Here is a 20,739-nt window from a genome sequence, read left to right as displayed (position 1 = left end):
TTTCTTTTGTATGGTTCTTTTTCTTCATGATGACCAGTTTTTTACTTCGGGTTTTCTTCTGACCGGATAAAGAAGGTCTGAGAAATATATTCGTAGAGACAATGAAGAAAACGGTAATAAGTGCCTCTTTAGAATATCCTAATGCGCACAAAGCGCCTATAGCTGCGGAACACCATAAAGTAGCTGCGGTATTGAGACCCCGGACGGTGAGACCATCTTTCATAATCACACCGCCGCCTAGAAATCCGACGCCGCTGACAATATAGGAGGTAATTCTCCCGGCAGCGTCACCACCGATTCTGACGGCAATTAATACAAATGCTGCTGAGCCTATGCAAACTAAGGTATTGGTACGGAGACCTGCGTTTTTTTTACGCCACTGTCTTTCGAAACCTATGCCAGCTCCTAAGCAGAATGCAACTAATAAACGAAGGGTAAATTCAAATGTATTCATAACTTTTCCTGTTTTTACAAAGCCTTTCAGCTGTACGGGAAAAGTGGGTACAACTAAAGCTTTAAAGATTGATAATGACGGTAAGGATCTGGGTCCATATGCTTTATTTTTTACTGCGCAAAAGTAGAAATGAAATCTTTTTTTTACAGTTAGAAAACCTTTAGAATAGTATTAGAAAATCATTAGGAAAATGTTTTTTTTCATATCTTAAAGGTTTCCGGGGCTGAAGAATGATGCCGGCTTCTGATTGTTTTTGTTCCTAATTCGGATTAAAAATTATTTATACAATTAAATTTTCAATAATTTTGAACGATCATCATTTCATATGGAATGGTTCTGGACACTGATATGTTTTTAAGAAAAGTAGTCAGTAAATTTCGGAGGTTCATTTTTCAAAGAGAGATATATTTTACCCATGAAGAAGACAAACACAGCCATATCTGCCACACTTTTAGCCATTATCTGCGTGCAGGGCGGAGCTTCCATTGCCAAACAGCTTTTCCCTGCAATAGGGGCGATTGGAACTGTGACTTTAAGAATTGTACTTTCGGCTGTTTTACTGATGATCATTAACCGCCCTAAATTTTCAGAATTTACCAGACAGAAATGGCTGTATTGTGCAATATATGGAATAGGGCTGGCCGCGATGAACCTTATTTTTTATTTGTCTATTCAAAGGATTCCGTTAGGGCTGGCCGTGACGGTAGAGTTTGCCGGACCTTTATTTCTTGCCATTGCTTTGTCCCGGAAGCTGTTGGATGTGATGTGGGCATTACTGGCCTGTGTAGGGATTTTGCTTATAGTTCCCTGGAAGAGTAATCATATTGATTTGCTAGGCCTTGGACTGGCTTTTCTGGCAGGATTATTCTGGGCAGTCTATATTGTTATGGGTGGAAAAGTCGCTAAAATAATGGATGGAAAAGACGCGGTGACTACAGGAATGCTATTTGCAAGTCTTATTATCATTCCTTTTACATTATGGGATGGTGCTGTTTTCAATCTTACACCAACGATTTTCTTAAAAGGTCTGGGGGTAGCCATTCTGTCAAGTGCCTTACCATTTTCTTTAGAGATGATGGCGCTGAAAAACCTTCCGGCAAAGACTTTCAGTATTCTGATGAGCCTGGAACCCGCATTTGCAGCACTGTCAGGATTTATATTTCTGGCTGAAAACTTAACTTTTTTACAATGGATTTCTATTGCCTGTGTTATAACGGCGAGTATAGGAACTACAGTTTTTGGTAAGGCAGCCAAGCATTAGGTAGGAGAAGAAAAAGTTGCATTCAACTGGTTTCAAACACGGTGGTGAAAACCGTTTCATCTGCATTGGAGGTTACGGAAATATGGGCTTGATGAAGGTTAATAATTTTTTCGGTAAGGAAAAGCCCGATTCCATGACCTTTTTCTTTCTTTGAATTTTCACTTCTGTAAAAAGGTTTAAAAATAGCTTCCAGATCTTCCTGAGAAATAGTAATTCCCTGATTGATAAAACTGATATGAAGTTTTTCGCCATTTGTTTTAACGTTGATAAAGCATGTGTGTTCCGGTGAATATTTACAGGCATTGTCGATGAGGTTATTGAAAGCCACCTGCAGAAGATATTCATTACCTTGAATAATTAACTGATGTTCTTCGATGGTATCGTCAATATTCAACAAAACTTTGTATTGAGAATTTTCCTTTCTTATTTTAGTATAAGATTCTAGGAGAGCTTCATCAAGTCTCACTTCAGAAAAACTGATTTCATTCGGATCATAGCTTGCTTTGGCGAGATCCATTAAGCTGTTGGATAGTTTGGCCATATTCCGGGCATCTTCCAATGCGTATTTGATGGTCTGCTGATGTTCTTCTTTGGTTTGGTCTTTTTGGACAGCCAGCTCCAGCTCGGTAATAATAGCGGATAATGGGGTTCTGAGTTCGTGTGAAATATTGGATACGAAATATTTCTGAGCATCAAAAGAATTTTCCAGTCGTTCCAGCATACTGTTGAAATTTTGGGCCAGCTCGTTAAGCTCGTCTTTTTCCTGAGTGGTCTTCAGTCTTAACTGTAATTTTCCGGCTGTAATTTTTTTAATCTGATCCACCATTTCACTCAGAGGGCTTAAGGTCTTTTTTGAAAGAAATATTCCTGCCAGATAAATCAAGATCAAGATACTGATGAAAGAAATAATGCTGATTGTCAATAGATGGGTGAGATATCCATAGCCGTATTGATCATAGGCAGCAGCCGTTACAGCATATGATTTTCCCTGATAACGATAAACCATTCCGATGACCTGCAGATCATCCAAGAAGAAAGTGATGGTGTTTTTCCGGAATATATGCGAGAGCATCTCCGGATTTTCTTTTACATAATCTACTTTGGCATCATCATGATAAACAAGCTGATTGTTGATGTCATAGATAGCCACCTGAACTTCATTAAGGGTTCGGTTGTTGTTTTTGTAAAGTTGATGCATTTCCTGTTCGGGCAGTGAACTTTGGAAAAACAGATCGGCCTTGGCAATCGCTTCATTTTGCAGTTCACCGTAAAAAGATTTTTCCCGGGCATCTTTCGATGAATAATAAATAGAAAAACTGTAAATACCCAGAAGCATCGCCGTGATCAGGGTAAAAAGCAGGGTAAGTCTGGTTCTTATTTTCATCTTTGATCGGGTTGGTTTACTGTTTGCAGTTTATATTTTATGACAGATTTTTTTAAGAGATAACCCCTGTTTCATAATCTTTCTTCAGGATAAATCCCATACCGGCTTTGGTGTGGATCAGTTTAATTTCAAAATCTTTATCAATTTTCTTTCGCAGATAGTTAATATATACGTCAATAAAGTTCGTTCCGGTATCAAAGTGGGTTTCCCATACCTTTTCAGCAATTTCACCGCGAGAAAGAACTTTTTCGGAATTTTCCAGCATAAATTTCAGGAGATTGAACTCTTTCGGGGTCAGTTTTATAGGGATCTGATTCCGGCTGACTGTTTTTTGTTCCAGATTCATTTCAATACCTTCATACTTTAGTACAGAAACTTTTTGGTATTTCTGTTGTGAAAAGCGCTTTAAGAGAACTCTGATTCTTGCAACAAGCTCACGCATTTCAAAAGGTTTGGTCATATAATCATCCGCTCCGGCATCAAACCCTTCAAGCTTGTCATCCGTGGTGCCCAGTGCGGTAAGCATAACTACTGGAAGATCAGGTTTCAAAGCCTTAAGTTCATTACAGAATTCAAGACCGCTTTTTTTGGGAAGGACAATATCGGTTACAACCAGGTCAAAATCCTTTTGCAATGCTAGTTTTAGACCTGTCATTCCGTCATAAGCCATACTTACTTCAAATTCAGCTTCCTGAAGCCCTTTTGTGATAAGTCTGGAAAGTCTGTCGTCATCTTCTACTAATAAAATATGTGGCATAAGAATCGTGGGAATGTTGGGTTGAATTGAAGAGCAGATCAATATTTACAACAAATGTAATGAATTCTATTTTGTAATTTTGGCGAAGAAATAATAAGCTGATGCTGGGATTGAAATTATCTTTTAAGAACATAATTGTAAGTACAGGGAGTCTGTTCTTATTGATTTTGCTGTTCATAAACTGTAGTTCTTATAAGAAAACACAACTTGAAAACGGAGATTTACTTTTTGTCACCGCCAAAGAAACCGGACTTTCCGGAGCCATCAATAATGTTACCCAAAAGCAAAAAGAAGCCTCTTTTGATCATATCGGAATCGCTGAAAATGAAAACGGACATTGGTATGTTCTTCATGCCGCCCCTAAAGGAGGTTCTCATAAACAGAAACTGAAATATTTTCTGAAAGATCAATCCGATGACGGACAGAGGGTAATTATTTACCGCCTGAAACCTGAATATAAGAAAACCATTCCCGCAGCCCTCACAAAAGCAGAAGCTATGTTGGGAAAACCATATAATTTCGATTATATTCTGAACGAAAATTCCTACTACTGTTCTGATTATATTGAACGGGCGTTCAGGGATGATCATATTTTTAAACTGGAGCCTATGACGTTTAAAGATCCGAAAACAGGGAAAACCAATGAATTCTGGGAAAATTTTTATCAGAAGAAAAACCTGAAAGTTCCGGAAGGTGAACCTGGCTGTAATCCAAACGGACTGGCTGCTTCGGAAAAACTGGTTAGGATTGGTGAATTATAAAAACAATAGCTCTTAATTTTCACTACAAAAGGCATAAAAGTATTTTAACACTTAAGATCAATAAGTTTAAATGCTTTGAGTATAGAAGTTCACATAAGTTAAAAAAATCTACGATTTTTATTGAGATAAAAATAGATCTGCTCAATCCACAAAATCTACGAGGATCATAAAAAACATCAACAAAAATCTCTCCTAAAAAATCGTTTAATGTATTTTGCCAAATTTATTCAACAGAGGCGGACTTTAGTCTGCCAAAATAATAAAAAATGTCCATTGGCTTTAGCCAAAACCTATGCAGCTAATAGGTAAATAACGTAATTTATATCTGCCACCAATACACGAATAAAAACTTTGATTTTGTTGACTATAGAAATAAAATCGGAAAATTTTCAAAAAATATTAGTCTACTAATTTGGTAGACTAATATTTTTTTATATTTTTGTCACAGATTTAACGCAAAAGAGCACTATGATCTGATAATATTAATCCACAAAAATCTTTAGTGATGAGACTACCCAATGCTAACCTGCAGGTTTTACAGAATACAATCAACCTGCCTAAAAAAGAATTGATCCTGGAAATAGAATTAAATGGCAAAATGAAATTTGAACATTTAATGAATGTTATCTATCATCAATTTGGGATATGCCACAGGGTTTTGTCTGCGAACGTAGAGTATGTAAACGGATATAGTTTCGGATCTGTGCAGCTGTATATTAATGTGAGTTCAGAAGATTACCAGTTGTTGGAATCTTATCTGAATAAAAATAAACTTTTGAGTACAACGGTAGAGTATCTCTGCAGAACGTATTCTTAGGGAGATTCATATAGTTTTAATTACATAAGTATCCGGTGGTTTTCTGCCGGATGCTTTTTGTGTGATAAGGAGAAGTACCTTTAGTTTTTTCTTAATGATAGGAAAAAACTGTATTTTTAAACTCTATAAACATGAAATCTATGATCACAATTTTTGTTATTGCCGCATTAGTCGTATTATTTTTACTTTACGGTGTTTCTATTTACAACCGTTTGGTGAAACTGAGAAATCTGGTTCAGGAAGCCTGGAGCAGTATTGATGTTATGCTTAAAAAGCGTCACGACCTTATTCCGAATCTTGTAGAAACTGTAAAGGGATACGCTACCCATGAACGTGAAACGCTTGATAGTGTTACAAGGGCAAGAACGCAGGCTGTGGGAGCCGATTCTGTTCAGGCAAAAGAAGCCGCAGAGAAAAATCTGAATCAGGCGATGATGAACCTTTTCGCTGTTGCAGAACAATATCCGGATCTGAAAGCCAATGCCAATTTCCAGCAGCTTCAGAGTGAACTGACTTCCATTGAAAATGATATTGAAAAATCAAGAAGATATTATAACGGAACCGTTCGTGAAAATAATACGCTGGTAGAATCTTTTCCAAGTAATATCGTTGCGAATATATACAAATTTGAAAAATATCCGTTCTTTGAGCTGCAGAATATCGCCGATAGAGAAGTTCCAACTGTAAAATTCTAGGAAATGAAAAAGTTGTTACAGCTTTTCTTTATTTCGTTTTTTTTCATCGCTTTTGCCCAGAATGAAATGGGTAGGGAAGATCAGATGGCCATTGCCGGACCGGAGAAGATTATTTCATTCCACTCGGATATTGAAGTGGATAAAAAGTCTGGAGTTACCGTTACAGAACATATCAAAGCATATAGTCTGGGAGACAAAATCAAAAGAGGGATATTCCGTTCTTTGCCTTTATCCAGACATCTCAATAACAGAAGGCATAAGGTACAATATGATATTGTCTCTGTCAAAAAGAATGGAGCAGATGAAAATTACCATGAGAAAATTTCAAATGATTATCTGGAAATATATTTTGGAAACAAGGATGTCATTCTTGATCCCGGAACCTATGATTATGAAATAAAATATAAAGTAAAGAACCAGATTGGCTTCTTTGACCGTTATGACGAGCTTTACTGGAATGTAAACGGGACTTATTGGGATTTTGACGTAGATTCAATCTCTGCTAAAGTTACGCTTCCCGAGGGGGCCGGAATTATTCAGAATTCCTGTTATACGGGAGCCTATGGCAGTACTTCCCAAAACTGTACCGCTAAAGTTCTTTCGGAAAATTCAATAGAATGGAGTGCTTCCGGTTTGAAGGCCAATGAAGGACTTACCGTAGCGGTCGGATTTAAAAAAGGAGTGATGATTCCGCCTCCGCCACCTACTTTCCTTGAAGTATACGGCATTCTGATTGGTGGTTTTATCGTATTTATCGGATTGATCTTTTATTATTATACCACCTGGAGGAAGTATGGGATTGATCCTGAAAAACCTACCGTGTATCCGCAATTCAACGTTCCTGAAAATATGTCTCCCGCTACAATGGGCTATATCAAATCTGAAAGTTTCAGTAATAAATACCTTACAGCGGCTATTGTCAGCCTTGCAGTAAAAGGATATATTAAGATTGTGGAAGAAGAGGATTCCGGAATATTAGGGATGTTCAAAACGAAAAAATTTACTTTAGATAAATTAAAAGAGCCGGATGAAACGCTTCCGAAAGAGGAGATCAACCTGATGAACAGTCTTTTTTCAGAGTATAAAAATTCGGTTACATTCGATGGAAAATACAATTCTAAAATTGAAAAAGCGGTTCGTAATTTTAAAGAAACCCTTAAATTTCAGAATGATAACTTTCTGAAAGAGGGAAATAATACTTCAAAGTTAATTCTGCCATGGATTATAAGTTCTATAGTATATGGTATTGGATTAGTTCTGAGCTATATGATTTATCCTGAAATTGAAAAATTACTGATTGGAGGAGTTGTTTATATTGTTCTTTTAGTCGTATTCATTATTGCGGCTTTTACAGCGAAAAGACTTTACTGGATCTTTCTGGTACCGATTCCGTTTAATATATTCCTCGGAGCTTTATTTATGATTTATAAGGGGCATGATGCCGTAGAAAGCAATAATTTCAATGTATGCTACCTGTTCCTGACCCTCACATTTGTTGCTTTACTGATCTATCAGTATCTGATAAAAAGACCTTCAGAAGAAAAGCTGAGAAAAAAATCGCTGATCGATGGGTTCAAAATGTATATGGGTGCCGCGGAAAATGAACAGCTGAAATTCCATAATCCTCCTCAGATGACTCCACAGGTTTTTGAAACCCTTCTTCCATTTGCAATGGTATTAGGCGTTGATGAGATCTGGGGTGAAAAATTTGATGACGTTTTAAAAAATACATCTACTGAATACCAGAATAACTGGTATTATGGCGGAACGATGAACCATTATGCTTTTGCCAGCACTTTGAATTCAAGCCTTACTCAGTCTATACAATCTACCTCTACCCAGCCTTCCAGTTCAGGAAGCGGTTCCGGTGGCGGAGGATTCTCCGGTGGCGGTGGCGGCGGAGGAGGTGGCGGAGGCTGGTAAGCCGGGGTTACTATAAAATAAAAAGCGTTCAAAAATTAATTTTGAACGCTTTTTCTATGCTTACTTAAAGGCAATTAGATTCTTTCGATATCAGCACCAATGGCTTTCAATCTTCCGTCGATATTTTCGTAACCTCTGTCGATTTGCTCAATATTGTGGATGATAGATTTTCCTTCTGCAGAAAGAGCTGCGATAAGAAGGGCGTTTCCTGCTCTGATATCCGGGGAAACCATGGTTGTTCCTCTTAACGGAGTTTCCTGGTTCAATCCGATAACGGTAGCTCTGTGCGGATCACATAAAATAATTTGTGCTCCCATATCAATCAGTTTATCCACAAAGAATAATCTTGATTCGAACATTTTCTGGTGCACCAGAATACTTCCTTTGGCCTGGGTAGCAACAACCAGAATAATGGACAGCAGGTCAGGCGTAAATCCCGGCCATGGAGCATCCGAAATAGTAAGGATAGATCCGTCAATAAATTTCTGAATTTTATAATTTTCCTGAGCCGGAATATAAATATCGTCGTTGCTTTGTTCAAGCTGAATTCCCAATTTTCTGAAGGTATTCGGAATAACACCGAGCTGGTTCCAGTTTACATTTTTAATCGTGATTTCAGATTTAGTCATGGCAGCAAGGCCAATCCATGATCCGATCTCCACCATATCCGGAAGCATCGTGTGTTCCGTTCCACGCAGGTAATCCACACCTTCAATAGTAAGAAGGTTAGAGCCGATTCCCGAAATATTAGCACCCATTCTGTTCAGCATTTTACACAACTGCTGAAGATAGGGCTCACAGGCGGCATTATAGATTCTTGTTTTTCCTTTGGCAAGAGCTGCAGCCATTACAATATTGGCAGTTCCTGTTACAGAAGCCTCTTCCAGAAGGATGAACTTTCCTCTTAATTCCTTCGCTTTTAATGAGTAGAAATATTCTTCCTCATCATAGCTGAATTCAGCACCCAGTTCTACAAGCCCCTGAAAGTGGGTGTCCAGTCTTCTTCTTCCGATTTTGTCTCCTCCGGGGGTTGGCATATAAGCTTCACCATAACGGGCAAGCATAGGCCCCATCAGCATGATGGATCCTCTCAGTTTAGCTCCGTCTTTTTTGAATTCATTAGATTTAATGTAATCAAAATTAACCTGATCTGCTTTGAAAGTATAATCACCGTGGCCATTTTTAGTCACTTTTACTCCAAAATCTCCCAAAATTTCGATCAGCCTGTTGACATCATGAATGTCCGGAATATTTTTGATTCTTACTTCTTCATCAGTTAACAGAACCGCACATAAAATCTGTAGAGCTTCGTTTTTGGCTCCTTGTGGAGTTATTTCTCCCTGCAGTCTTTTTCCTCCTCGTATCTGAAATGTCCCACTCATTACTTTCTGTTTTTATGATTGTTATTGTTATGCCTTCTTTTATTGGTCTGGTTTTTATTATTGTTGTTGTTATTGCTATTGCTGTTTTTGTTGTTCCTGCTGTTGTTATTGGTATAATAGATCTTACTTTTCTCAAGAGATTCTATTCCGGTAAGGTCCAGCCTGTTTTCAGACAGCTCTTTCAGGTGGCGGAAAATAACATCGTCCGTTACGTGTTCCTTATTATAGACGTTATAGGACTTCTTCATATTGTTGGCAATCACTTCAATCAGGGCTTCTTTCTCATCACCTGCTTCCAGTTCAATGGCTTTATCAATCAGTTGAAGGATACTTTTTCCATAAAATTTGAAATCTCCCTGAAGTTTAGGATACTCCATTCTTTTAGGTTTTTCAGCAAGCTGTTCCCTGGTAGGAAACGGATAAGGCGATTCTACATCCAGATCATATTCTGCCAAAATAAAAAGATGATCCCAAAGTTTATGTTTATAATTTTCTTCGTCACGGAGTTGAGGGTTTCTCTGACCCATAAAATCAATGATGGCCATTGCCATTTCGCTCCTTTCCTCTTTGGTAGGGAGTTCTTTGCAGCGTTCAACCAGCTGTTGTATAATTCTGCCATATTCCGGCATATGAAGCTGGGTTTTTTGGGTATTGTATTCCATAGTATGCAAATATATGGATTAAAAGAAAAATTGCTTTGAAAATCTTAAAAGTTTATGATTTTTTAATGAAAATTGTAGCCTCGCTTTTCTTGAATGAATTCGAAAATATTTCACATTTCATAGATTTTGTTTAATAAAATTGTAATTTAGTTATCAGATTATTAAACAAAATATAAGTATGAAAAAAACACATTTCTTCCTTTCTGTACTGGCTTTGACGTTGATCAATTCCTGTCAGACCATTGATGAACCTGTTGGTGAAGATCTGCGTAAAGCAGAAGTACACGATAAAACAGTTAATGTAACGAATCACGACGGAAGGCCTTTCAGCACAGGCAGCAGTTCCACAGCAGGAAAATTTATAGCGGGTCCGGGAGGCAGCGTACTGATGCAGGGATTCTATTGGGATGTTCCTGCCGGAGGTACTTGGTGGGATACGGTTAAAAATAAACTTACCGACTGGTCCAATGCCGGTATCGGTGCCGTATGGCTTCCTCCTGCATCAAAAGCTCAGAACGGAGCCTATTCTATGGGCTATGATCCTACAGATTATTATGATTTTGGAAATTTCAGTCAGAATGGAAGTGTAGAAACCCGTTTCGGATCAAGAACAGAACTGGAAGCATTGATTACAAAAGCTCACGCTGAAAATATGCAGGTATATGCAGATATCGTAATCAACCACAACAGCGGCGGTCAGTCTGAAGCCAATCCGTTTACCGGAACCAATACCTGGACTGATTTTTCAGGAATTTCCTCCGGAAAATTTAAAAGAAGCTATAACGATTTCTACAAAAATTCATATGGAAATAATGATGAAGGTGCTTTCGGGGGATTTCCGGATCTGTGCCATGCCAATCCTTATGTACAGGACTGGCTGTGGGGAAGAGACGATTCTGTAGGGAAATATTATAAAAATGTAATGAAATTTGATGGTTGGAGGTTTGATTATGTGAAAGGCTTCGGACCTTGGGTGGTCAATAGCTGGAATACAAATGTAGGCGGATTTTCGGTAGGAGAGCTTTGGGATTCCAATGTTAATACCTTAGAATGGTGGGCGAATAATGCCAACAGTTCCGTGTTTGATTTCGCGGCCTATTATAAAATGGATGAAGCCTTCGACAACGGCAACTTAAACGTGCTGAACGATGATATGATGTGGAAAAGAAACCCGTACAAAGCAGTAACCTTTGTCGCCAATCACGATACAGACATTATTTATAACAAAATGCCTGCCTATGCCTATATTCTCACTCATGAAGGCTATCCGACTGTTTTCTACAGGGATTATGAAGAATGGCTGAATAAAGAAAGGCTCAATAACCTGATCTGGATCCACAATAACAAAGCAACCGGAACCACATCCATCCTGTACACAGATAATGATGAATACATTGCCAGACGAAACGGTTACAATGGAAATCCCGGGCTGGTTGTTTATATCAACAGTTCATCAAGCTGGCAGGAAAGATGGGTGGAAACCAACTGGAGCAGCCAGCAGATCAAAGACTTTACCGGCCATTCAAGCTGGTATCCGACTACACAGGGCGATAAATGGGTGAAAATCCAATGCCCTCCGAATAGTTATTCAGTGTGGTCACTGAATCAATAATAACAATCCAAATATCGTAAAATTAAAAAGGGATAAGGTCAATTACTTTATCCTTTTTTATATCTAATATTGAATTTCAAACAAAAAATCCGCGAAATCTGCGAGAAAAAATATCCACCAAGATCTGTGAAATCCGTGAGATCTGTGGGAAACAAAAAGTAATAATCTATGCTGCGAAAAATACTATCACACCTCAATAAATTTTTTCTTCTGATGCGCATCCGGAAGAAAACACTTTTGATTGGCGAGCTTCATTCTGTTTCTGGATACCAGATCATAGGCTTTATCACTTAGAAATGCAGGGAATATTTTTCCGATAGCAGACAGCTTGTATATTCCCCCCAATATATTGGCTATCTTCAGTACTGCACGGGATTTGATAAGATAATACTGTTTGGGTTTCCATAGGTATAAAGTATTGAACACTTTCGTCTTCAATCCTCGTTCAGATAAGAATTTCTGTCCGAAATCAGACTGCAGGGACGCAAACATAAACTGGTCTTTCCGGTCTCTTTCCAGGATCCATTGTACCCAGAAATTGCAGACACCGCAATCTCCGTCAAAAAATACAATATGTTTATCTTCCCAGATCTCCTGCATGATGATTGATTTTAAAATGAAGTCTTAATTTCTGTGTCTTCTTTTGTTTTTTTGAAATATTCAGCCAACTGCCTGCGCTGTTCATCCGTTAGCTTTGCATTCTGATGCCCTATGTAATAAGATTCCAGCGGCATTTCCTTTTTCTCAACCATTTCTATGCATTCTTCCAGTTTGTGAAGCTGCTGCTTGGATTCATATACTGCAAAGGTAGAAAAATTAAGATGTTTCCGGCCCTCATCAATATGATTTTTAACAAACCATGAGACCGGAGAAATACTGGAATACCAAGGGTATTGTGTTTCATTGGAATGGCAGTCATAACAGGACGTTCTGATGATCTTTGCAGTAGCTTCCGGTGTTTTTTTGATATTCAGAAAATCCATGCCGGGAGTGGGTGGCGGATTGGTTTTATCAATCGGAAAAAACTGGATCATGATAAAGGCAACGAGTAAGATAACAAGTATTTTTTTCATATCAATTTCATGCTTGTTTCCTATAAAAATAATCAAATTTTATGAAACAGTCTTTATTTTTAATTTAAATAAGAAAAATTCATTTGAATCATTCTAAATATGATAATTCACTGTTGCTTTTTATACAGATGTTTTTAAAAATTAACTAACTTAATTGCATGATTATGTCTTTTGCAGGAAGAGCAGTTGATGAATCAGTAATTTCTGAATTATTATAGTTTTTAACTATCATTTAAATTAAAATTAATAGATTGTGTTTATTGAATAAGCGTTGTAAGTTTGTCATGTTCTTACAACAGAGAATATAGAATATTAAACGGTATTAATCAACATAAAATTTAAACGACAATGGAAAAAGATTTGAATGACATCAGTAAATGCCCGTTCCATAACGGAACCATGAAACAGAGTGTAGCCGGTGGGGGAACCCAGAATCAGGATTGGTGGCCTAACCAGTTGAGAGTAGATCTTCTGCGTCAGCATTCATCCCTGTCAAACCCTATGGAAAATGATTTTGATTATGCAGAAGCATTTAAAAACCTTGATCTGGAAGCGGTAAAAAAAGACCTTCATGCCTTAATGACTGATTCTCAGGATTGGTGGCCGGCAGATTTTGGACATTACGGGCCTTTATTCATCCGTATGGCCTGGCATAGTGCGGGAACGTATCGTGTAGGAGACGGAAGAGGTGGTGCCGGTGCCGGACAGCAGCGTTTTGCTCCGTTAAACAGCTGGCCGGATAATGTAAGTCTGGATAAAGCCAGAAGACTTTTATGGCCGATTAAGCAGAAATACGGGAAAAATATTTCCTGGGCAGATCTTCTGATCCTTACCGGAAATGTAGCTCTGGAATCCATGGGCTTTAAAACATTCGGATTTGCAGGAGGCCGTGAAGATGTATGGGAGCCGGATGCTGATGTATATTGGGGATCGGAAAAAACATGGCTGGGAGGTGATCTTCGTTATGCCCACGGTTCTGAAGGAGTTGTAGAGCATCACGGTGTTCTTCCTACGGACGACAACGCAGATGGTGATCTTCATTCCCGTAATCTTGAAAAACCATTAGCTGCCGTACAAATGGGGCTTATCTATGTAAATCCTGAAGGACCGGACGGTAATCCTGATCCGATTGCCGCAGCTAAAGATATTCGTGATACTTTCGGACGTATGGCGATGAATGATGAAGAAACCGTTGCTTTGATTGCAGGCGGACATACCTTTGGAAAAACGCACGGGGCAGGCCCCGCAGATCATGTAGGAAAAGAACCGGAAGCTGCCGGAATTGAACTTCAGGGATTAGGATGGAACAGTTCCTATAAGTCCGGAAGCGGCAGAGACGCAATTTCCAGCGGTTTAGAAGTAACCTGGACCGAAACTCCTACCGAATGGAGCAATTACTTCTTTAAAAATCTGTTTGAAAATGAATGGGAACTAACTAAGAGCCCTGCAGGAGCCCATCAATGGGTAGCCAAAAACGGAGCTGAGATTATTCCTGATGCATTCGATCCTTCTAAAAAACACAGACCAACCATGCTGACAACGGATCTTTCATTAAAACTTGATCCTGTTTATGAAAAAATTTCAAGACATTTTTATGAAAATCCAGACGCTTTTGCAGATGCTTTTGCAAGAGCATGGTTTAAACTTACCCATAGAGATATGGGACCCAAATCAAGATACCTGGGACCGGATGTACCTGCTGAAGAACTGATCTGGCAGGACCCTCTTCCGGATGTAGATCATGAACTGGTTAATGAATCAGATGTTGAAAATTTGAAAGAAAAGATTTTAAATTCCGGACTGAATGTTTCTGAGCTGGTATCTACAGCCTGGGCATCTGCATCTACCTTCAGAGGAAGCGACAAACGTGGCGGAGCCAATGGAGCAAGAATAAGATTAGCACCTCAAAGATATTGGGCAGCTAATAATCCTTCCCAGCTGCAACATGTTTTAAGTGGATTGGAAAATATTCAGAAAGAATTCAATGACGCTCAAAACGGAGGGAAAAAAATATCAATTGCTGACCTTATTGTTTTAGCAGGAAGTGCTGCGGTAGAAAAAGCAGTGAAGGCTGCCGGATATAATTTTAAAGTTCCGTTTGCTCCGGGAAGAGCAGATGCTTCACAGGAACAGACGGATGTAGAATCCATGGGCTATTTGGAGCCAGCCGCTGATGGTTTCCGTAATTATCTGAAAAGAAAATTCTCAGTACCTACGGAGTCTTTACTGATAGACAAAGCACAGCTCTTGACGCTTACTGCACCGGAACTTACCGTACTGATCGGAGGTATGCGTGCTTTAGATACCAATTTTGACGGATCAAAACACGGAATTTTCACCAACAGACCAGGTGTACTGACCAACGATTTCTTTGTGAATCTTTTGGATATGAAAACGCAGTGGAAATCAGTTTCCACGGATAATGAACTTTATGAAGGAAGCGACCGGTCTACTGGAGAGAAAAGATGGACAGCTACCCGTGCAGATTTGGTTTTCGGTTCCAATTCCGAACTGAGAGCTATTGCTGAAGTATATGGAAGTGCAGATGCTCAGGAAAAATTTGTAAAAGATTTCGTCGCTGCATGGACTAAAATAATGAATCTGGACAGATTTGATCTGAAATAAAGATCTGTCTACCGGAGATGATGTTATACAATGCCCCTGGCCATTCGGTCAGGGGTATTTTTGTTAAAATAGAATAGGAAAATGAACGTATTTTGAGAAACTGTTTTTTTATCAAAATGAAATATAATACGACAAGTTCTGTCGCTTTGAGGCTATAGCTTTGCCTGAAAGAGAATAATCTAGATTCTCTTATGAAAAAAATAAAAAGAAAAACAAAATAAATGATATAAAGTCTCGTTTAAAGAATTCTGCTGTCTTAAAAAAATGTTAAATTTGCGGCGGGAAATAATAAAGACTAATATTAACTTAAAAACATGAATACATGAGAAAAATGTATGCAGGTGCTCTGACTGTATGTGCCGTTCTTACTTTCTCTGCGCAGGAAGTCTTATGGCAGAAAGACCTCAAATCCTCCACGCAGGATTTCCTAAGCCAGATTACCACCACCATCGATCAGCAGTATCTGATTACCGGAAGTTCCATCCAGACAAAAAGCCAACAGCCAGCTGCTAACAAGCAAAACAACGGCTACGATTTCCACTTGGTTAAACTCAACCAGCAGGGAGAGCAGGTCTGGGAAAAATACCTTTCAGGACAAAACCACGATTATCTTTCCGCTTCAGTTTCTACCCAGGAAGGTGGTTTCCTTATTGCCGGAACTTCGTATTCAGGAAAAGGTCTCGATAAAAAAGAGGAATCCAAAGGCGGATCCGATATCTGGCTGGTAAGATTAAATGAGTTCGGGGATGAATTATGGCAGAAAACTTTAGGGACTGCTTCCGATGAAGAAGCCAAAGCAGTAGTTCAGACTACAGATTTAGGATTCTTTGTGGCAGGTAATGTTCAGAACTCTTCCAAAGGTTATGGCTCTAAAGATGCCTGGATCATCAGACTGGATAAAAATGGGAAAGAACTTTCGCAAGTAATCTTAGGCGGAAAAGGATTAGATGAAGTAGAGAAAATGATCCCGACAAAAGACGGCGGTGTCCTAATAGGGATTTATTCACGAAGCTCAATTGGAGGAAACAAGAAAACGGAGAATTCCGGCGAAGGCGATTACTGGATTATAAAGCTTGATAAAAACGGCAAAGTAGAATGGGAAAAGAACTATGGAGGAAAAGGTGATGATCATTTAAGAACGTTGGCTTTAACATCCAGCGGCTATCTTATTGGCGGAGAATCCCGATCCGAAAGATCCGGAAACAAAATCGTAGGTATAGAAGAAGGAACCGATTTATGGCTTGTCGCTTTAAATGAAAGAGGAGAAGAACAGTGGCAGAAATCCTACAACTTTAAAAACAGGGATATTCTGATGGGGATGAGTGTGATTCATTCAGCGGATGATAAAACGTCCAAAGGAATATTACTTGGCGGTTACACCCAGGCAGAAGGGAGAATAGAAAAAGATGATGAAACGTTCTGGATGCTGTATCTGGATCAGGAGGGCAACGAACAGTGGAGAAAACACATCTCCGGAGAAAACAGGAAGAAAGAAGAAAGGCTTTCGGATATTAAACTCAACAGAGATGGCTCGATCATCCTTGCCGGCACCAGTGCAGAGGAACTCGGAAAAGAGAACTGGAAGATTGTGAAGCTTGGCGACAGCCAGATCGATAAGCTGATCCAGAAACAAGATATCAAGATCTACCCAAACCCTGTATCTGATTATGCCTACATAGAAATAGGTATGCAATTCCAGAATGCAGATATTCTGGTGTATGACATGGGAGGAAGGCAGCTTCAGAATGTAAAAACCAAGAATAAAGTAACCAAGATCAATACCCAAGCATTGGTTCAGGGGGCTTACCTGGTCGTGATTAAAACCGATACGAATAAAACAGCCAGCGCAAAACTGATCAAAAAATAAAAACTAATTATGAAGAAAACTAATTATATAAAAGCCCTGGGCCTTGTCCCTGTTTTTTTAGGGGCACTGGTCTACGGACAGGCCGGAATAGGCCAGTCAACCGGATCAGCACCTAAACAGATCCTGTCATTTCCAACAAGTCCTGATGCCTATTCATTTGGCAAAGTAGATAACATCCCTGTGGATTATTTTAAAGGACAGGTCAATATTGACATTCCTATCTATACCATTCAGGTAGATGGTTTGAGTATCCCAATCAGCTTAAAATACAATACAGGAGGCGTTAAGCAAAATGAAATCGCAAGTTCAGCGGGTCTGGGCTGGTCCTTAAGTATTCCCAACAGGGTAATGAGATCCATTGAAGGAATGGATGATGAAAAAGCCGGGATTTATTTTAAAAATTATACCGAAGCCCATAATTATTATTCCAACAGCCCGTATGATCTGAGCGATAATGCCAGTGATCTGTTCTATAATAACCTCATAGATTCAAAGCCGGATCTGTACAGCTACTCTTTACCGGGAGCCGGAGGGAGCTTTATTGTCAATGCAGGAAAAGGCTATACCATTCCTCATGAAGACCTGAAAATTTCGGCAGATATCTCTTCCATCAATGTAACTGACAACAAGGGAAATATTTTCGCATTAAGCCCTAAAAATATGGTGATGTCACGCCGCCTCGGAAGCTTTGCAGAAACCTCCAGCAATCTTTATCTGTTAGATAACCTGAAGACCTACAAAAATAATATAATCAGTTTTGAGTACAATAAAAATCAGGGCTATATTGAAAAGACAAAATACGAGACGAAGAACCTGCTGAAGAATGTGGTTATTCCCTATTATGTCTATGAAGACGGATTTATGGAAGAAAACCCGCCCAGCGTTCAGAGCACTGAAAATAATGCAGAACAGTTAATTACCAAAATTACCTTCCAGGATGGAGAAGTTAATTTCCTGTACAGCGGGGATCAGGGAGAAATGACTACTGATGACAGCCAGTTCCGGAAAGACCTGAACTCCAATACCGGGGCTGTAGCCTTAAAAAGGATCATCGTAAAAAATAAAGCCGGGAAGATTATCAGGGATTTTTCCTTTATATACAGCTATTTTGAATCTGATAGCAATGTAAAAACCCATGTAGATTACCGCTTAAAATTGCACAGGGTAAAAAATAACCTGGAGAACAACTTTTATGAATTCACCTATAATGACGGCTATGCCCTTCCGCCAAGAAACGGCAATAGTGATGATTATTGGGGATATTTTAATTCTACCATGGTCTCCAATACCAGCATTCCAAGGTATGTAGACGGGATTTCGGCTTATTCAATCAGTAATATTCCTACGGGGAGAGACCGGTATACCAACTCGCTTTACGCTCAAATGGGGGTTCTGACGAAAATAAAATATCCGACAGGAGGAGAAAGAAAACTAGAATATGAAAGCAACTCTGTGGTGACCACCTCTGTAGGACTATTCCCTCAGATTAGCTACGTTACCACCCTAATCAGTGATTATATGGAGGTTGAGAACCCTGCTAATCAGTATTACGAAACGAAGGAGATGTTCCATACCTTCACTCCTGCTGATTTTCAGGATAAAATGAATGTTAAAATCAAAGTAGGCTTTGCCAACGGATGTTATAACGGTATTAATGATACAAGCGGCTTTCCTCCTGTCGGGATGGATCCTGATTATGAGGGACCTCTGGGCAGCTGTACCGGCAGCTGGTCTGTGCAGGGCCAGGGTGGTAAGACAATGAGCCGAAACGGAGTTCAGTATGATATCATTCCGACATTAACGCCCATTAAACTCACTTTAAGAAGAGTCAATGAATGCAGCTGTAGTGTAAGTATTTCGATGACGTATGATCAGATGATTACCAACAATACAGAAAAACCGGTTGGAGGATTAAGAATAAAACAGATTGAAGATGTGGATGCCTCCAACGTAAGCAATACCAGAAGGTTCTTATACAATTCCTCAGGAGCATTACGCAGGAAATTCCATTTCAGCAGTCCTTTTTACAGAATCCTGAGACCAGATCCGGCAATACCTGAAATGTCCGGAAACGATGTAATTGTTGAAAATTTTAGAATTTCATCGTCCGGAAACTCGTATATCAGTTATAATTCTTCCGATATTGTGACCTATTCCAAAGTAACGGAACAGAATGACCTGGGAGAAGTAGATCACTTCTTTACGAATGCTTCTGAAGGAGGGACCAGCATCTTTGCCATGAATTCTGACCCTTACAATGAATGGAAAATGGGACTTCCCATTAAAACAGTGATCAGAAAAGGTTCCGCTGTTTTAAAGGAACAATCCAGTACCTATGCCTTCAGCAATATTAAGAACAGCCTTTCAGGATATGTTCCGGAAACCGCTGATGAGATTGCTTTCGGAGCAGATTTTGATATTGTGAAGTTTCATTCACATTCACCTAATGTTACAGTGCCGGCTCTGCAGCTGTTTAATTACAACCCGATAAAAATTTATGGAGGCAAGGTTGAATTAAAACAGACCCGGGAAAAGGAATACTTCCAGAACAATAAAACCATAGAAACGGTAACGGATTACAATTATTCAGACACGAATATCAACAGCCCGATCAATCTGATTTCGCAGAAAACACAGCTGGCAGATGGCACAACCCAGGAAAGCATCTATAAATATGCCTATGAAAAAGGAAATCAGCGCCTTATTACAGCGAATCAGATCAGTACTCCTCTGGAAACCGAAATGAAGAAAAATAATAAAACCGTTTCCAGGGCGGAAACCCTGTATAATGATCCTTCCCATTTATTCCCAAGTTCTGTGCAGTCACTGGATATTCAGACTAATACTTTAGCGACAGATGCTAGCTATGATAAATATGATACCAAAGGAAATCCGTTACAGTACACCACCAAAGACGGAATTTCCACCGCCATCATTTGGGGATATAACAGTACCCAGCCGATCGCTAAAATAGAAGGCATTAAATACACCGATATTCCATCCTCTTTAGTGACCGGTATCATCACCTCGTCAGACAATGACAATATTCCCCCTCAGGGCGTATCGGCAGAACAGGCTGAGCTGAACCTCTTGGCGGCACTGGACAGTTTCAGAACTCATGCTTCATTATCCGGCTATCAGATCACCACTTACAGCTACGATCCATTAATCGGGGTGAAAAGCATCACACCACCTTCGGGAATCCGGGAAGTATACCTGTATGATACGGCGAACAGGCTGAAAGAAGTAAGAGAACACAACCCGAGCGGCAGAATCATTAAAGAATACCAATACCACTATAAAAACTAAGAACGATGAAAAAATACATATTCCCGATAGGTACCCTGCTGCTCTCAGGTATAGCCCAGGCTCAGCTTACCGATACAGAAAATTACGTCCAGTCCAAGACCTACCTTGATTATAACGGAACCCAGCCTTCCAAAACATTAGAAACCGTTCAGTATGT

At 39.3% G+C, this 20,739-nt stretch carries 15 protein-coding genes and 1 pseudogene; 9 read left to right on the top strand and 7 right to left on the bottom strand.

The features are described 5' to 3' along the window. Window positions 1–73: 73 nt before the first annotated feature. Window positions 74–454, bottom strand: a pseudogene (locus J2Y40_RS12830) (MgtC/SapB family protein); the annotation flags it as partial. A 415-nt stretch (window positions 455–869) separates the two neighbouring features. Between J2Y40_RS12830 and J2Y40_RS12825 the strand changes: the two are divergent. Then, on the top strand, window positions 870–1,715 hold the full coding sequence (locus J2Y40_RS12825) for a DMT family transporter (RefSeq protein ID WP_309999346.1): 846 nt from the start codon (window positions 870–872) through the stop codon (window positions 1,713–1,715). A gap of 22 nt (window positions 1,716–1,737) precedes the next feature. On the opposite strand, the gene J2Y40_RS12820 is transcribed toward J2Y40_RS12825, so the two are convergent. Both J2Y40_RS12820 and J2Y40_RS12815 read right to left on the bottom strand, forming a co-directional pair. Next, entirely contained in the window at window positions 1,738–3,099 is a 1,362-nt protein-coding gene (locus J2Y40_RS12820; protein WP_309999344.1) for a HAMP domain-containing sensor histidine kinase, read from the bottom strand. 52 nt (window positions 3,100–3,151) lie between these two features. Next, the gene (locus J2Y40_RS12815; RefSeq protein WP_153395324.1) at window positions 3,152–3,856 is read right to left on the bottom strand and encodes a response regulator transcription factor; all 705 of its coding nucleotides are present in this window, start codon (window positions 3,854–3,856) and stop codon (window positions 3,152–3,154) included. Between the two features lie 101 nt (window positions 3,857–3,957). On the opposite strand from J2Y40_RS12815, the gene J2Y40_RS12810 reads away from it, so the two are divergent. The 4 genes from J2Y40_RS12810 (at window position 3,958) to J2Y40_RS12795 (ending at window position 8,052) form a co-directional block, all read left to right on the top strand. Further along, on the top strand, window positions 3,958–4,617 hold the full coding sequence (locus J2Y40_RS12810) for a YiiX/YebB-like N1pC/P60 family cysteine hydrolase (RefSeq protein ID WP_309999341.1): 660 nt from the start codon (window positions 3,958–3,960) through the stop codon (window positions 4,615–4,617). Between the two features lie 505 nt (window positions 4,618–5,122). After that, window positions 5,123–5,434, top strand: a complete 312-nt coding sequence (locus J2Y40_RS12805; protein WP_153395320.1) for an NIL domain-containing protein — start codon at window positions 5,123–5,125, stop codon at window positions 5,432–5,434. Window positions 5,435–5,574: 140 nt separating this feature from the next. After that, entirely contained in the window at window positions 5,575–6,129 is a 555-nt protein-coding gene (locus tag J2Y40_RS12800; RefSeq protein ID WP_153395318.1) for a LemA family protein, read from the top strand. Window positions 6,130–6,132: 3 nt separating this feature from the next. Continuing rightward, a complete protein-coding gene (locus J2Y40_RS12795; RefSeq protein WP_309999338.1) occupies window positions 6,133–8,052 on the top strand; it encodes a DUF2207 domain-containing protein in 1,920 nt (639 codons plus the stop codon). Window positions 8,053–8,126: 74 nt separating this feature from the next. On the opposite strand, the gene murA is transcribed toward J2Y40_RS12795, so the two are convergent. Both murA and J2Y40_RS12785 read right to left on the bottom strand, forming a co-directional pair. Then, window positions 8,127–9,434: a UDP-N-acetylglucosamine 1-carboxyvinyltransferase gene (gene murA / locus J2Y40_RS12790; RefSeq protein ID WP_153395316.1), complete on the bottom strand. Its 1,308-nt coding sequence runs from the start codon at window positions 9,432–9,434 to the stop codon at window positions 8,127–8,129. Next, the gene (locus tag J2Y40_RS12785) at window positions 9,434–10,096 is read right to left on the bottom strand and encodes a DUF4290 domain-containing protein (protein WP_309999335.1); all 663 of its coding nucleotides are present in this window, start codon (window positions 10,094–10,096) and stop codon (window positions 9,434–9,436) included. The genes murA and J2Y40_RS12785 overlap by 1 nt, the downstream gene beginning before the upstream one ends. A gap of 178 nt (window positions 10,097–10,274) precedes the next feature. On the opposite strand from J2Y40_RS12785, the gene J2Y40_RS12780 reads away from it, so the two are divergent. Then, window positions 10,275–11,708 carry an alpha-amylase gene (locus tag J2Y40_RS12780; RefSeq protein ID WP_153395312.1) on the top strand — a complete coding sequence of 478 codons (1,434 nt, stop codon included), beginning with the start codon at window positions 10,275–10,277 and terminating at the stop codon, window positions 11,706–11,708. 186 nt (window positions 11,709–11,894) lie between these two features. Here the strand turns inward: J2Y40_RS12780 and J2Y40_RS12775 are convergent, their stop codons facing one another. Together J2Y40_RS12775 and J2Y40_RS12770 are read right to left on the bottom strand one after the other, a co-directional pair. Next, window positions 11,895–12,308 (bottom strand): thiol-disulfide oxidoreductase DCC family protein, encoded by a 414-nt coding sequence (locus J2Y40_RS12775; RefSeq protein ID WP_153395310.1) that lies wholly within the window; start codon window positions 12,306–12,308, stop codon window positions 11,895–11,897. An 11-nt stretch (window positions 12,309–12,319) separates the two neighbouring features. Further along, window positions 12,320–12,781, bottom strand: coding sequence for a heme-binding domain-containing protein (locus J2Y40_RS12770; protein WP_153395309.1), 462 nt, complete (start codon window positions 12,779–12,781; stop codon window positions 12,320–12,322). 348 nt (window positions 12,782–13,129) lie between these two features. Between J2Y40_RS12770 and katG the strand changes: the two genes are divergently transcribed. The 3 genes from katG (at window position 13,130) to J2Y40_RS12755 (ending at window position 20,582) form a co-directional block, all read left to right on the top strand. Beyond that, window positions 13,130–15,406, top strand: coding sequence for a catalase/peroxidase HPI (katG, locus tag J2Y40_RS12765; RefSeq protein WP_309999331.1), 2,277 nt, complete (start codon window positions 13,130–13,132; stop codon window positions 15,404–15,406). Between the two features lie 322 nt (window positions 15,407–15,728). Next, window positions 15,729–17,273, top strand: a complete 1,545-nt coding sequence (locus tag J2Y40_RS12760) for a T9SS type A sorting domain-containing protein (RefSeq protein WP_309999329.1) — start codon at window positions 15,729–15,731, stop codon at window positions 17,271–17,273. Window positions 17,274–17,282: 9 nt separating this feature from the next. Beyond that, complete coding sequence (locus J2Y40_RS12755; RefSeq protein ID WP_309999327.1) at window positions 17,283–20,582, top strand: hypothetical protein; 3,300 nt, start codon at window positions 17,283–17,285, stop codon at window positions 20,580–20,582. Window positions 20,583–20,739 lie beyond the last annotated feature (157 nt).

Source organism: Chryseobacterium sp. 2987 (assembly GCF_031456375.1).
Classification (GTDB): Bacteria; Bacteroidota; Bacteroidia; order Flavobacteriales; family Weeksellaceae; genus Chryseobacterium; species Chryseobacterium vaccae.
Note: the sequence above shows the minus strand (reverse complement) of the source record. Positions and strands in the feature narration are given on the sequence as shown.

What these genes read in the sequence shown, in the direction of transcription:
- J2Y40_RS12800 (WP_153395318.1), top strand. Translation starts at nt 5,575, where the DNA reads ATGATCACAATTTTTGTTATTGCCGCATTAGTCGTATTATTTTTACTT.
- J2Y40_RS12775 (WP_153395310.1), bottom strand. Translation starts at nt 12,308, where the DNA reads ATGCAGGAGATCTGGGAAGATAAACATATTGTATTTTTTGACGGAGAT.
- J2Y40_RS12825 (WP_309999346.1), top strand. Translation starts at nt 870, where the DNA reads ATGAAGAAGACAAACACAGCCATATCTGCCACACTTTTAGCCATTATC.
- J2Y40_RS12785 (WP_309999335.1), bottom strand. Translation starts at nt 10,096, where the DNA reads ATGGAATACAATACCCAAAAAACCCAGCTTCATATGCCGGAATATGGC.
- murA (WP_153395316.1), bottom strand. Translation starts at nt 9,434, where the DNA reads ATGAGTGGGACATTTCAGATACGAGGAGGAAAAAGACTGCAGGGAGAA.
- J2Y40_RS12770 (WP_153395309.1), bottom strand. Translation starts at nt 12,781, where the DNA reads ATGAAAAAAATACTTGTTATCTTACTCGTTGCCTTTATCATGATCCAG.
- J2Y40_RS12755 (WP_309999327.1), top strand. Translation starts at nt 17,283, where the DNA reads ATGAAGAAAACTAATTATATAAAAGCCCTGGGCCTTGTCCCTGTTTTT.
- J2Y40_RS12805 (WP_153395320.1), top strand. Translation starts at nt 5,123, where the DNA reads ATGAGACTACCCAATGCTAACCTGCAGGTTTTACAGAATACAATCAAC.
- J2Y40_RS12795 (WP_309999338.1), top strand. Translation starts at nt 6,133, where the DNA reads ATGAAAAAGTTGTTACAGCTTTTCTTTATTTCGTTTTTTTTCATCGCT.
- J2Y40_RS12780 (WP_153395312.1), top strand. Translation starts at nt 10,275, where the DNA reads ATGAAAAAAACACATTTCTTCCTTTCTGTACTGGCTTTGACGTTGATC.
- katG (WP_309999331.1), top strand. Translation starts at nt 13,130, where the DNA reads ATGGAAAAAGATTTGAATGACATCAGTAAATGCCCGTTCCATAACGGA.
- J2Y40_RS12820 (WP_309999344.1), bottom strand. Translation starts at nt 3,099, where the DNA reads ATGAAAATAAGAACCAGACTTACCCTGCTTTTTACCCTGATCACGGCG.
- J2Y40_RS12810 (WP_309999341.1), top strand. Translation starts at nt 3,958, where the DNA reads ATGCTGGGATTGAAATTATCTTTTAAGAACATAATTGTAAGTACAGGG.
- J2Y40_RS12815 (WP_153395324.1), bottom strand. Translation starts at nt 3,856, where the DNA reads ATGCCACATATTTTATTAGTAGAAGATGACGACAGACTTTCCAGACTT.
- J2Y40_RS12760 (WP_309999329.1), top strand. Translation starts at nt 15,729, where the DNA reads ATGAGAAAAATGTATGCAGGTGCTCTGACTGTATGTGCCGTTCTTACT.